Below are 13,404 nucleotides of genomic sequence, written 5' to 3'. Positions count from 1 at the left end.
AGGCCGATAAACGGCCTTTTTGATAACGCATGGTCAGGGCTTAGATTCTACCGTGACATTGCTTAAATTTCTTCCCTGATCCACAAGGACAAGGCTCATTACGACCGACTTTGCGTCCATCACGCACCACGGTTTCGTTGCCGCTGCCACCCTGTTCGGCGCTGTCGCTATCATCAAACTGGTTATCAGCTTGCGCATGGTTAACTTGCTGCTTTTGCGCGGCCTGCTCTGCGCGTGCTTTGCGCTCGGCTTCCATACGCTCAACGTCATCCGGCTGCTGCACACGCACACGACTGAGGGTTGTCACCACATCGGTTTTCAGCGCTTCTAGCATGCCCTCAAACAGCTCAAACGATTCGCGCTTATACTCTTGTTTCGGGTTCTTTTGTGCGTAGCCACGTAAGTGAATACCTTGACGGAGGTGATCCATCGCCGCGAGGTGCTCTTTCCAAAGCGTATCCAAGGTTTGCAGCATCACTGCTTTTTCAAAGTTACGCAGGGTTTCTGCCCCTACCGCCTCTTCTTTGCCTTTATACACCTCAATCAGGGCCATCAGAATGCGCTCGCGCAGTAACTCTTCGTAGAGTTTGTCGTCTTCATCCAACCATTGCTGAATCGGCAATTCGAGATCAAAATCCGCTTTAAGGCGTTTCTCTAGGCCTGGTACATCCCACATTTCTTCTAGCGATTGTGGCGGAATGTACTGGTTCACAATGTTATTAACCACATCCTCGCGGTTGTGCTCGATCATTTCACTGATATCTTCTGACACCAGTAACGCGTCACGTAGCTCATACACCACTTTACGCTGATCGTTGGCGACATCATCAAATTCGAGCAGTTGCTTACGAATATCAAAGTTACGCCCTTCCACTTTGCGCTGTGCGTTTTCAATGGCTTTATTGACCCATGGGTGCTCAATGGCTTCGCCTTCGGCCATCCCTAATCGTTTCATCATGTTAGAGACTTTTTCTGAGGCGAAGATCCGCATCAAGGAATCTTCCATCGACAAATAGAAACGGGTTGAACCTGGGTCACCTTGGCGACCGGCACGACCACGTAGCTGGTTATCGATACGACGTGATTCATGGCGTTCAGTACCAATGATGTGCAGACCACCGGCTTCAACGACCTGGTCATGCAGCTGCTGCCACTTTTCTTTCGCCGCTTCTACTTGCGCGTCGGTCGGGTTTTCAACATCACCCAGCACTTGTTTCCAGCTACCACCCAGCACAATATCGGTACCACGACCGGCCATGTTAGTAGCGATCGTCACCGTTCCCGGGTAACCGGCTTGCTCAACAATATCCGCTTCATGGGCATGGAATTTGGCGTTAAGCACCTGGTGCTTGATACCGTCTTTGTTCAAGGCATTCGATAACAATTCAGATTTTTCAATCGATACTGTGCCGACCAATACCGGTTGGCCGGCTTTGGCACGCGTTTTGATATCTTCCGCAATGGCTGCAAACTTTTCTTTTTCGGTCATGTAGACCTGATCGGCGTGATCTTTACGCACCATTGGTCGGTTGGTCGGGATAACCACGGTGTCTAGGCCATAGATAGACTGGAACTCAAACGCCTCGGTGTCCGCGGTCCCTGTCATGCCTGAGAGTTTGTCATACAAACGGAAGAAGTTTTGGAAGGTGATCGAGGCCAAAGTCTGGTTCTCGTTTTGAATTTTCACCCCTTCTTTGGCTTCCACCGCCTGGTGTAAGCCTTCCGACCAACGGCGTCCCGGCATGGTACGCCCAGTGTGCTCATCAACAATGATCACTTCATCGTCTTTAACGATGTAATCAACGTCGCGCTCAAACAAAACATGCGCACGTAGCGCGGCATTAATATGATGGATAAGACTAATGTTTGCCGGTGAGTACAGCGTATCGCCGTCTTCCATCAAACCGTTTTTCTTGAGCAAGTCTTCGACGAACTCTTGACCATTTTCGGTCATGTACACTTGCTTGGCTTTTTCATCGACCGTGAAGTGGCCATCACCTTGATAGTCTTCGGTATCTTCTTGCTCTTGCTGTTTCAAACTTGGGATCAAGGCATTGATACGCTGATACATCTCCGAGCTGTCTTCTGCTGGCCCAGAAATAATCAGAGGCGTACGCGCCTCATCAATGAGGATAGAGTCAACCTCATCGACAATCGAGAAATAGCGATCGCGTTGCACACGGTCTTCTGCGCGAAACGCCATGTTGTCACGCAAATAGTCAAAGCCGAACTCATTGTTGGTACCGTAAAGTACATCACATGCGTAAGCGGCTTTTTTCGCCTCCGGCGGCATGTTGGGGACATTGACGCCCACCGTCATTCCTAAAAACTCAAACAACGGACGGTTGGTTTCGGCATCACGCTCCGCCAAATAATCATTCACCGTCACAATGTGAACCGCCTTTCCGGTTAGGGCGTTCAGATAAGAAGGTAGCGTCGCGGTCAGGGTTTTACCTTCACCGGTGCGCATTTCTGCAATCTGACCATTGTGGAGCACGATACCGCCGACCATTTGCACGTCAAAGTGGCGTAGGCCAAATACACGCTTAGAGGCTTCTCGTACAGTGGCAAAGGCTTCAGGAAGGAGGTCATCAAGCTCGGCACCTTGGTCCAGGCGCTCGCGGAATTCAACGGTTTTTGCTTTTAACGCATCGTCATTCAATGCTTCAAATTGGGGTTCGAGTTTGTTGATTTCATCAACAACTTTTCGCAGCCGACGCAAGGTGCGGTCATTACGGCTTCCGATAACTTTAGTCAGGACTTTCGATAACATGGCGTTGCCGGTACTCTTTTTAATGGTTTTCCCACATGGGCGGCCGCTACACTGCCTCTATGCTGGCGTGTTTCAGTTCAAACGCGGGTTGGCTTAAGCTCATCGATTCAACACTAGATGCCAAAACGCATCTTCTTTAAGTGGAGCCCAATTGGACAGAATTCAAGGGCGATAACGCCACTTCACAACGATTTCCACGTGACTGAATGTAAATGTGGTAGATGGCACGGAAAAAATACGCTGCCATCGCCTAACCCATGCGACACTTACCTGTGAATGGTTTGTTCACTCTCTGGTGCTCACCTCAGGACATACCGATATATCAACCCGGTAGGCTACATGCCGAGGTGGAGCATGTATGATAAGGTAAATTACTTTCACATCCTATGACAAATCCCATACTCAAGGGATCAATTAGTGAAAATTAGACGCTGTGCGCCCGTTCAGGCACCGGATTGATGACAAAAAAGGCAGTTATCGCGCGATGAGAGACCACCGTCCCCGCTCTACCCTGCACCTGCTGGAGAGCGACCCCAACAATATTGCTCAGCGAGCGGTTGAGCTTGCCAAGCTAAACAAGCTGATCTTGGCGTTATTACCCGGTGAAACGTCTAAAGCCTGCCGCGTCGCCAATTATCGTGATGGCGTATTGGTGGTAGAGGCCGGGAGCGCCGCCTGGGCGATGCGACTTAACTATGAACGGCAGCATTTGTTATCGGTATTGCGTAACAAAGGCTTGGCAAGCCTGACAACCATTGAAGTGAAGATTAACCCGGCACTCGCTGCCGCCGACCGAGAAGACAAGGAGGCTGCGCCACCTCGCCACTTGAGCCAAGCCTCTGGTGAGTTACTGCGTGCGCTGGGTGACAGTGCCTCGCCCAAACTAAAAGCACGGTTCGACGCCTTAGCCAAACTCGCCGAAGATCAAAAAAAGCCAGAGTGAGCTCTGGCTTTCTATATTATCAATTGTTTGGTATTCGCCGTTTACTTTGCCTCAGCATGGTGCACTGCGCTTTTACCGTGCACACACTGAACAAACTCGGGCTTAGGCCAAAACCATCCCCGGCTCGGCAAATGCCACTGGAGAAGTCTCTGTTTCTTCAAACGTGACCCACTCCCACGCTTCTTGGTCCGCTAATACCGCGCGCAGCAGTTTATTGTTCAATGCATGGCCCGATTTATACGCACGCATTTCACCAAGAATGCTGTGACCACACATGTAGAGATCACCGATGGCATCCAGCACCTTGTGCTTGACCAATTCGTTGTCAAAACGCAGACCTTCCTCATTCAAGATGCGGTAATCATCCAGCACAATGGCACAGTCGAAGCTGCCGCCTAGACACAGATTCTGTGACTGCAAATACTCGATATCACGCATAAAGCCGAAGGTACGAGCACGGCTTAAGTCTTTAATAAAAGACTGGCTAGAGAAGTCTAGCACCAAATTTTGTTGCTCTGATTCAATCGCGGGGTGGTCGAATTCGATAGCAAAATCAAGACGGAAGCCGTTGTAAGGCAGCAACTCCGCCCATTTGTCATCGTCTTCAATGCGAACAGGCTTTTTAATGCGAATGAACCGTTTTGGTGCGTTTTGGACGTCGATACCCGCTGACTGCAGCAAAAAGATGAACGGGCTTGAACTGCCATCCATAATTGGAATTTCTGGCGCGTCCACTTCGATAATAATGTTATCGATCCCCATGCCTGCAATCGCTGCACTGAGATGCTCAACGGTTGAGATGCGAACACCCGCGTCATTGACTAAGGCGGTGCACAACATGGTGTCGCGCACATCCTCAGGGTTAGCCGGAAAATCTACCGGCGGCTCCATGTCTGTGCGACGGTAAATCACACCAGTATTAGCAGGAGCCGGACGCAGAGTAAGCGTAACCTTACGCCCAGAGTGGAGACCCACACCAGTCGTTTGGACCATACTTTTCAATGTTCGCTGTCTAATCATCGGCTTATCTCAACTTTTTCTCAAAAAAGTGTGCTCTGCGTCACTCATTACCCTGTCACCTTAGACAAGGGCAGCGTGATGGTAGCACATCACTGGCTACAAACCAAGCAGTAGCGACTAGTCAGCTTGTTTGCGCAAAAACGCAGGAATATCGAGATAATCATGCTCGGTCTGCGATTTTGGTGCTGCATTCGATGACGATGCAGCTGGCTGCTCTTTCGCCGCAGGGTTTGCACTTGCCGCCTGTGGTTTCTCTTGCAAAGGCTGTGCCTTTTTCGGCTCTGCCTGTGCTTGCCCAGACTGTGAGTTGGTGACCAAGGTGATATCTGGCTTACGCTCATTACCAATCCCGGTTGCCACTACAGTCACACGCAGCTCGTCGCTCATCTCTGGGTCCATCGATGTACCGATCACCACAGTTGCATTGTCTGATGCAAACGCTTTGACGGTGTTACCTACGGTCTCAAACTCATCAAGACGCATATCAAAGCCTGCGGTAATGTTCACCAACACACCACGCGCCCCAGCAAGATCGATATCTTCCAGAAGCGGGCTAGAAATGGCCATTTCTGCTGCTTCCTCGGCACGGTCTTCACCGGTTGCCACGCCGCTACCCATCATTGCGTGTCCCATTTCTGACATCACAGTGCGCACGTCAGCAAAGTCGACGTTGATGTGGCCTGGGCGAGTGATCAACTCAGCGATCCCTTGCACGGCATTACGTAGTACATCGTTGGCCTTTGCAAAGGCATCGAGCAAGGTGATACCGCGACCTAATACCTTGAGCAGTTTTTCGTTCGGGATCGTGATCAGCGAGTCAACATTTTTTGACAGCTCTTCGATACCCTGCTCTGCAAAGGCTAATCGCTTCTTGCCTTCAAAGCTGAATGGTTTGGTCACTACAGCAACAGTCAGAATGCCCATCTCTTTCGCGATTTCCGCGATGACCGGCGCGCCGCCTGTCCCTGTACCACCGCCCATTCCGGCTGCGATAAATACCATATCGGCACCTTCGAGCTCAGCTTTAATCGCATCGCGATCTTCAAGGGCAGAATCTCGACCTACTTGTGGGTTTGCCCCCGCACCTAGGCCTTTAGTGATGTCACCACCAATTTGAATGACCGTGCCTACGCTGCTTTTACGTAGTGCTTGGGCATCCGTGTTAATGCTAATAAAGTCAACCCCTTCGATTGACTCACGCACCATATGCTCAACGGCGTTACCACCGCCACCGCCAATGCCGACGACCTTAATTACCGCATCGTCAGACATTTCCATCATCGGTTCAAACATGAGTTCTCTCCGTCCTTCCTGTTCGCATCAGGGTTAAAATTCTTTCTTAAACCAGCTACTCAGCTTATTGATCCAGCTAGCCACAGCCCGCTTTTGTTCTGGTTCACTCGTTTCTGTCAGCAAGCTTTCTTTACCGTAGTGTAAAAGCCCAACTGCGGTTGCATAACAAGGCGCTTGCACATAGTCGGTCAGTCCCGTGACATTCACCGGTTGTCCCACCCTTACCTGGTTTTGGAATACGCGCTCCGCGCATTCGACCAGGCCATGCATCTGTGATGCGCCTCCTGTTAGGACAATCCCAGCAGCCATTTGGTGTTTGACACCATCACTACGCAGTTTTTCTTGGATGGCGACCAGCTTTTGGTTCACCAGCCCCAAAAGTTCTGAACATCGTGGCTCAATAACTTCTGACAAAGTTTGTCGCTGCAATGTCCTTGATGGGCGTCCTCCCACACTTGGGACATTGACTTTGGCGTCCTTGTTCACCAGCTCGCTCAATGCACAGCCGTATTTCACTTTAATGTCTTCTGCATCAGCCAGTGGTGTGCCAAAGGCATACGCAATATCACTGGTGATCACATTGCCCGCGTAAGGGATTACTTCAGCATGTCGAAGCGCCCCTCCCGTCCATACGGCCAGATCCATGGTGCCGCCACCGATATCAACCACACAGACACCCAGCTCTCGCTCGTCCGGTGTGATCACAGCATGGCTCGCTGAAAGCCCGGAGAAAATCAGTTGATCAACGCTAAGACCACAACGTTCGACTGCTTTCTCAATATTTTTTGCGGTGTCATTGTGACATGTGATGAGGTGCACACTCGCTTCCATCCTCACCCCGGATAACCCGAGCGGGTTTTTGATCCCTTCTTGGTAATCAATTTTGTATTCTTGCGGGATCACGTGCAAAACCCGCTGCTCATCACTGATTTTCACCGACTTCGCGGTGTGAATGACATTATCTATGTCATCTTGGGTGACATCTTCATCCGATATCGTCCCCATCCCTCTTTCAGTTTGGCAGTGAATATGCTTACCTGACAAAGAAAGATAGACAGAGCTGATTTGGCAATCTGCCATCATCTCGGCTTCGTTCACCGCACGTTGAACAGATTTAACCACAGACTCTAAGTCGTTCACGCCACCTTTATCCATACCGCGCGACGGGCTGCTGCCCACACCCAGCACATTGATGGTGCCATCTGGCAGCACTTCACTGACCAAGGTAGACACTTTGGACGTACCGATATCGAGCCCAACTATCAGTGACTTGTCTGTCGTTTTATTCATTCAACCATCTCTTAATTTTGGCTATTCGCGTCGTCTGCCTCTGTTTTCCAGCCTACCGCTGCCCCTGTGTCATACCGTAGATCGACATACGCAATGGCTTTATCTTGCGCCTTTATCCGAGGGTATAAATTGACCAGTCGCGCTAGCCTTTCTTGTCGCGCCTTTCGCCCTAACTCAATCCGTACGCCATCTCGTGTCACAATACGCCATGATCGCCGCTTGTTCAGTGATAAGGCCTGAATTGATAAGCCAATTCGCTGTAATTCATCTTCAAGCTCTCGGCTCGTTCGCAAGACTTCTTCCGACGTGCCGGTATTGCCGTGTAGCGACACCAGATTTTTATCGGCGACATCTTGCGGGGCACCATTGAACACCGTCCCGGCTGGCGTCAGCAATTTTTGCCCGTTCCAAATCGCGCTAGCCTGGTATTCAGTAATATGTACCTTTAAGGTATCCGGCCACTGCTTTCTTACCGCAACCTGTTTCACCCACGGGAGTGCCTCAATATTCGCTTGGATGCGATTCACATCCTGCAGCATAAAGCTTTTCAGCTCGCCGCCTGATAACACTGCTTTGCGCACTTGCGCCGCACTCACATGTGTCTGGTCACCTTCCATCACTAGCTGCGATAAGGGGAGCTGCTGCTCATCACTCATCCAATCAACCACACGTATCACACCCAGCAACATCAGGGTAATCACCCCAACCAGAAACGCGAGTGACGCGCCCGTTTGCCGATCCAGTTTTATCACTGCTTGTACGCGTGTCAGGGCATTGACCATGCTCATACCTATCTTATCGCCTTGTGTCGACACGACTTGACACTCACAGCGAAAAAACCGACTGATTATAGCGATCCCGCGTCGTGCACTCCAACCCAGATACGCACTTTTATCAATATGCTGGGAGATGTTACGAGCGATTTGGCCTATAAAGGCGATAAAAACCTACTTTTATCCTCGCAACCACCAATATTGGCAGCCTTTTCACTTCTCACTGGCTCATTTTTATTGCGCCATTTTAGCCTTGTCTAGCTGCTTTGCCGCTAAATTTTTCGCTACTTTACCAATATCACCCGCGCCTTGTGTTAAAACCAAGTCATTAGGTTGCAGTACATTGGCCAGCGCGGCGGGCAATGCCTCTGCGTTAGGGACAAAAATAGGATCCAGTTTGCCCCGAGCGCGAATACTACGACACAAACTTCTGCCATCCGCGCCTGCAATCGGCGTTTCTCCCGCCGAGTACACATCTAGCATCAGCAACACATCCACTTTTTCCAACACATTGGCAAAGTCATCATAAAGATCGCGTGTGCGACTATAACGATGAGGCTGAAAGATCATCACTAAGCGGTGATCTTGCCAGCCTGCACGCGCCGCTTTTATGGTGACATCCACTTCACTGGGGTGATGACCATAATCATCCACCAGCAAGGCTGTCCCCTCATCCACCGCAAACTCGCCGAGTTGATCAAAGCGTCGGCCCGTACCAGCAAAGTTGGCCAAGGCGCGCAAGATTGCATCATCGTCCACACCATCTTCGGTCGCAACCGCAATCGCCGCTGCTGCATTGAGCGCATTATGTTGGCCGGGAGTGTTCAAGCGAATAGTTAGCGTTTCTCGATGAGGGCGTGTCACTTTAAACACACCGCACTGCCCATGCTGTTGGTAATCATGTAAACATACATCGGCATCGTGCGAGAACCCGTAGGTGATCACTTGCCGCCCAATCGCGGGGATCAATTCACGCACCACAGGATCATCAATACACACCACTGCCAAACCATAAAACGGCAGATTGTGGAGAAAGTCGATAAAAGTCTGCTGCAACTTCGCAAAACTGCCGCCATAGGTATCCATATGGTCAGCTTCTATATTGGTGACAATCGCCACCATTGGCTGCAGGTGTAAAAAAGAGGCATCACTTTCATCCGCTTCTGCAATCAAATAGCGACTGCTTCCTAACCGCGCGTTGGTCCCAGCACTTTTCACTAACCCACCATTAACGAACGTGGGATCCAGTCCGGCCTCGGAGAAAATCTGAGTGACCATCGCTGTCGTTGTGGTTTTGCCGTGGGTGCCGGCAACGGCAATACCATGCCGATAGCGCATTAACTCGGCAAGCATTTCCGCCCGACGTACCACAGGAATGCGTGCTGCCTTTGCCGCTTCCACTTCTGGGTTGTCCGGTTTAATTGCCGTCGACACCACTACCACGCTGGCTTGTTCGACATGGCTCGCTTGATGTCCGATAAAAATCTGCGCCCCCATGGATGCCAATCGCTCTGTGACGATATTCTGTGCAAGATCCGAGCCGGTTATTTGGTAACCTTCATTAATCAGCACTTCAGCAATACCACACATGCCTGCACCACCGATCCCCACAAAGTGGATCCGCTTAACCCGGCGCATTTCCGGGATCATGGTGCGAATTTTTTCCAGCTGCTGATTATCCAATTTACCCATTCTCTATTCTCTATTTGTTGGCGTGCGAGACAATCACATCCGCGACGCGCGCATCCGCATCAATAATGGCTGCCTCTCTAGCCGCCCTTGCCATCGCTAACAAGCGTGGACGGTCAAGCTGGTTCATTGTCTCAGCCAACGTGCTCGCTGTCAGTGATGGCTGTTCGATCATCAAGGCAGCGTCACGCGCCACCAAATAATCGCCATTGAGTGCTTGTTGCCTATCTGCGTGCATAAAGGGCACGAAAATCGCTCCAACGCCAGCCGCCGCCAGCTCAGAAACCGTCAATGCCCCGCTGCGGCAAATCACCACATCCGCCCACGCGTACGCCTCGGCGACATCATCAATAAACTCACTAACTTCAACGTCGCTAACACCGGCTTGTTGATACGCATCGTGTGTCTGCTCAGCGTTCTGCTTGCCTGCTTGGTGGCGAACCGTAACCGCTTGCTCGGTGAGCGCAATCGCCTCTGGCACCGTTTGATTAAGGATCCGCGCGCCTTGACTGCCTCCCATGACTAGGACGCGCAAAGCGCCTTCTCGCTCACTCAAACGTTGCTCAGGCGCAGCGAGATCGCACACATCTCGACGCACAGGATTACCGACCACTGTCGTGCCATCGAATGCGCCTGGAAACGCTTGCAACACTTGCTTAGCCACCTTAGCCAGCCAGCGGTTGGTTAAGCCTGCCACCGCATTTTGCTCGTGCAGAATCACAGGTACACCACTTAACCATGCAGCAATCCCGCCTGGGCCACTGACATAGCCACCCATGCCTAATACAGCGTCGGGTTTAAAGCGTTTGATCACTTGTCGCGCTTGCCAAATCGCACTGACAATCATCCAAGGGGCTCGTAGCTTGCGCATCAGCCCAGATCCAATCAAGCCTTTAACACGAATAAATGCGATCTCGATGCCATATTTAGGCACCAAATCAGCCTCCATACGATCGGCCGTCCCTAACCAGCAGATCTCCCAGCCTTGTTTTTCTAAATACTTGGCGACCGCGAGCCCGGGGAACACATGGCCACCGGTACCACCCGCCATCACTAATAATCGTTTTTTACTCATTATTCTGTTCTTTACCTTGATAAGGGTTTCGTTGATGCGCTTGCGAGGTGGCGAGCCGGTACTCGTGGTCAATACGCAATAACAAAGCAACTGCCACCGCCATGGTCACCAGACTGGACCCGCCGTAACTGATCAATGGCAATGTGAGACCCTTGGTTGGCAACATACCAGCGGCAGCGCCCACATTGACCATGGTTTGAAACGCAAACCAAATTCCAATTCCGAAGGCGAGAAACCCACCAAATAACTGCGTTTGCTCTAGGCAACGCTTGCCAATAAACAAGGCTTTAAACACCAAGTAAAAAATCAGACACAAAATCACACTGACGCCCACCAAGCCAAGCTCTTCGGCAATCACCGCAAACACGAAATCGGTATGGGCTTCTGGCAAATATTCCAGTTTTTGAATCGAGTTACCTAGCCCTTGTCCAAACCAATCCCCGCGCCCAAATGCCATTAAGGATTGGGTTAGCTGATAGCCACTGCCAAACGGGTCTTGCCATGGGTCTAAAAAGGCGGTGACGCGGCGTACCCGGTAAGGCTCAGCGACAATCAAGCCCCCGACCAAGGTCAACCCGGTGATCAGCAGTGCAATAAACTGCCACAGCTTCGCCCCTGCAATAAATAACATCCCCACGGTGGTAACAAACATCACCACCACCGAGCCTAAATCAGGTTGCGCCAACAATAAGCTTGCGAAGAGCAAGAGCACTGCCAAGGGCTTAGCAAAGCCACGAAAATGCTCACGCACCTCACCATGGCGACGTACCAGGTAGCCGGCCAAAAAAACAAACAAGGATAACTTGGCAATCTCCGCAGGCTGAATGTTGATCCCGGCAATCGAAATCCAGCGTGCCGCGCCGTTAACAGACCGACCAATCGCAAGAACCGCCAGCAGCAGCAGCGACGAAAGCAATAACATGTAGCCGCTATAACGCTGCCATAATCGCACCGGAATATACATCACCACCACGGCCGCAATGATGGCGACCGTGAGATAAAAAGCATGACGCTTGGCAAACAAAAACGGGGCATCGGCCAGCCTAAGTCCAACCGGCAAAGACGCTGAGGTCACCATGACTAACCCAATAACCATTAACAGCAGCGAGGTCCAGACCAATTGGCGGTCGTACAACACCCCAGGAGATGGGGTGCGTAGCCACTGCCAGCAATATTGGGGAAGTCGGCTTACTGTCATGCGTGCCTCGCGATCATCGATTCTACCTCGGCAATAAAGGCATCCCCACGGGCAGCAAAATTAGTGAACTGATCCAAGCTTGAACAAGCGGGTGATAACAGCACCATGTCTCCGGCACAGGCTTGATGAGCCGCTGCATCGACCGCTTGATGCAACGTATCCACACACTGCGCCTCGTTATCGAGCGCCGCCAACTGCGTTTGATCCTTGCCAAAGCAGTAAAGCGATACCGAGAGTTTCGCCAACGCCGGTTGCAACAGACTAAAGTCGGCGCCTTTGCCATCGCCCCCCACCAAAAGGTGTAACCGCCCTTCAATATCTAGGCCATCGAGCGCGGCCAAGGTACTGGCCACATTAGTGGCTTTTGAATCATTGACCCAAAGCACGCCCTGGTGCTCGGCAACCTTTTGACAGCGGTGCGGGAGGCCGGCGTATGTACTAAGTGCCGATTTTTGCCCCTGCTGACTGATGCCAACACTGTCAGCCAATGCCATTGCCGCCAGCCCATTCGCCACGTTATGACGTCCCACCAGCCCCAGCGAAGAGACAGGCAATAATGGCTGGCCGTGCGCCGATAGCCACGCTTCACCTTGGTGAGTGATAAGGCAGTAGTCACCTTGATGAAAACCAAACAGACGCATGGAGGAGGCGCTGTTTGTTTGCAGACCCTGGCGTGTTTGCAGATCATCGGCATTGGCAATCAAAGTGGTCGCATGGGTAAAAATACGACACTTGGCGGCACGATAATCAGCCAAGCTGTCGTACCTATCCATATGATCTTCTGAGAAATTCAAAAAGGCCGCGCCATCTAGAACCAGCGAGTCGGTGGTTTCGAGTTGAAAGCTCGATAGCTCTAACACATACAGCTCGTGACCGCGGTCGAGCAAATCTAACGCCGCGACGCCGATATTGCCACCCACCCCGACGTCAATCCCGCTCGCTTTCGCCATTTCGCCCACCAGCGCCGTGACGGTGCTTTTACCGTTGGAGCCAGTGATCGCCACTACCGGCTTATCGCAGTACCAGGCAAATAGCTCAATGTCTCCCACAACAGGCGTACCCGCTGCATGGACTGGCGCCAACGCTGGCGTCTGCAGCGAGATCCCTGGGTTAGTCACCACCAAATCGGCATCGGCTAACCACTGCGCCTGCCAACTGCCTGTGTGCAACTCGACGTTATCTGGCAGTTGGTCTTGCCCCGGTGGCTGCGCGCGCGAGTCCATCACGCGGATGCATGCCTTGGGGTGACGGCGCGCAATAAAACGTACTACCGACAGGCCGGTCACGCCCAAACCCATCACTACGATATGGCGAAACTCGGTTAATGAGCGCTGGCTCGCGGCTGACATG

At 51.7% G+C, this 13,404-nt stretch carries 10 protein-coding genes; 1 reads left to right on the top strand and 9 read right to left on the bottom strand.

What is annotated here, in order from left to right:
* Positions 1-40: 40 nt before the first annotated feature.
* Entirely contained in the window at positions 41-2,773 is a 2,733-nt protein-coding gene (secA, locus tag BZG74_RS02285; protein WP_077771162.1) for a preprotein translocase subunit SecA, read from the bottom strand.
* Between the two features lie 484 nt (positions 2,774-3,257).
* Here secA and BZG74_RS02280 point away from each other — a divergent pair, with 484 nt between their 5' ends.
* Positions 3,258-3,716 carry a DUF721 domain-containing protein gene (locus BZG74_RS02280; protein ID WP_077771364.1) on the top strand — a complete coding sequence of 153 codons (459 nt, stop codon included), beginning with the start codon at positions 3,258-3,260 and terminating at the stop codon, positions 3,714-3,716.
* Positions 3,717-3,818: 102 nt separating this feature from the next.
* Here the strand turns inward: BZG74_RS02280 and lpxC are convergent, their stop codons facing one another.
* The 8 genes from lpxC to murD form a co-directional block, all read right to left on the bottom strand.
* On the bottom strand, positions 3,819-4,736 hold the full coding sequence (gene lpxC, locus BZG74_RS02275; RefSeq protein ID WP_077578710.1) for a UDP-3-O-acyl-N-acetylglucosamine deacetylase: 918 nt from the start codon (positions 4,734-4,736) through the stop codon (positions 3,819-3,821).
* 117 nt (positions 4,737-4,853) lie between these two features.
* Complete coding sequence (gene ftsZ, locus BZG74_RS02270; protein WP_077578709.1) at positions 4,854-6,029, bottom strand: cell division protein FtsZ; 1,176 nt, start codon at positions 6,027-6,029, stop codon at positions 4,854-4,856.
* A gap of 33 nt (positions 6,030-6,062) precedes the next feature.
* Complete coding sequence (gene ftsA / locus BZG74_RS02265) at positions 6,063-7,319, bottom strand: cell division protein FtsA (protein WP_046073971.1); 1,257 nt, start codon at positions 7,317-7,319, stop codon at positions 6,063-6,065.
* An 11-nt stretch (positions 7,320-7,330) separates the two neighbouring features.
* On the bottom strand, positions 7,331-8,134 hold the full coding sequence (locus tag BZG74_RS02260; RefSeq protein ID WP_235605697.1) for a cell division protein FtsQ/DivIB: 804 nt from the start codon (positions 8,132-8,134) through the stop codon (positions 7,331-7,333).
* Between the two features lie 192 nt (positions 8,135-8,326).
* Positions 8,327-9,784 carry a UDP-N-acetylmuramate--L-alanine ligase gene (gene murC / locus BZG74_RS02255; protein ID WP_077578707.1) on the bottom strand — a complete coding sequence of 486 codons (1,458 nt, stop codon included), beginning with the start codon at positions 9,782-9,784 and terminating at the stop codon, positions 8,327-8,329.
* A gap of 10 nt (positions 9,785-9,794) precedes the next feature.
* The gene (murG, locus tag BZG74_RS02250; RefSeq protein WP_077771160.1) at positions 9,795-10,856 is read right to left on the bottom strand and encodes an undecaprenyldiphospho-muramoylpentapeptide beta-N-acetylglucosaminyltransferase; all 1,062 of its coding nucleotides are present in this window, start codon (positions 10,854-10,856) and stop codon (positions 9,795-9,797) included.
* Complete coding sequence (gene ftsW, locus BZG74_RS02245; RefSeq protein ID WP_077771159.1) at positions 10,849-12,054, bottom strand: cell division protein FtsW; 1,206 nt, start codon at positions 12,052-12,054, stop codon at positions 10,849-10,851. Before ftsW ends, murG begins: the two co-directional genes overlap by 8 nt.
* Positions 12,051-13,403 (bottom strand): UDP-N-acetylmuramoyl-L-alanine--D-glutamate ligase, encoded by a 1,353-nt coding sequence (gene murD, locus BZG74_RS02240; RefSeq protein ID WP_077771158.1) that lies wholly within the window; start codon positions 13,401-13,403, stop codon positions 12,051-12,053. The genes ftsW and murD overlap by 4 nt, the downstream gene beginning before the upstream one ends.
* Position 13,404: the final 1 nt, after the last annotated feature.

Source organism: Salinivibrio sharmensis (genome assembly GCF_001995985.1).
GTDB classification, from domain to species: Bacteria; Pseudomonadota; Gammaproteobacteria; order Enterobacterales; family Vibrionaceae; genus Salinivibrio; species Salinivibrio sharmensis.
Note: the sequence above shows the minus strand (reverse complement) of the source record. Positions and strands in the feature narration are given on the sequence as shown.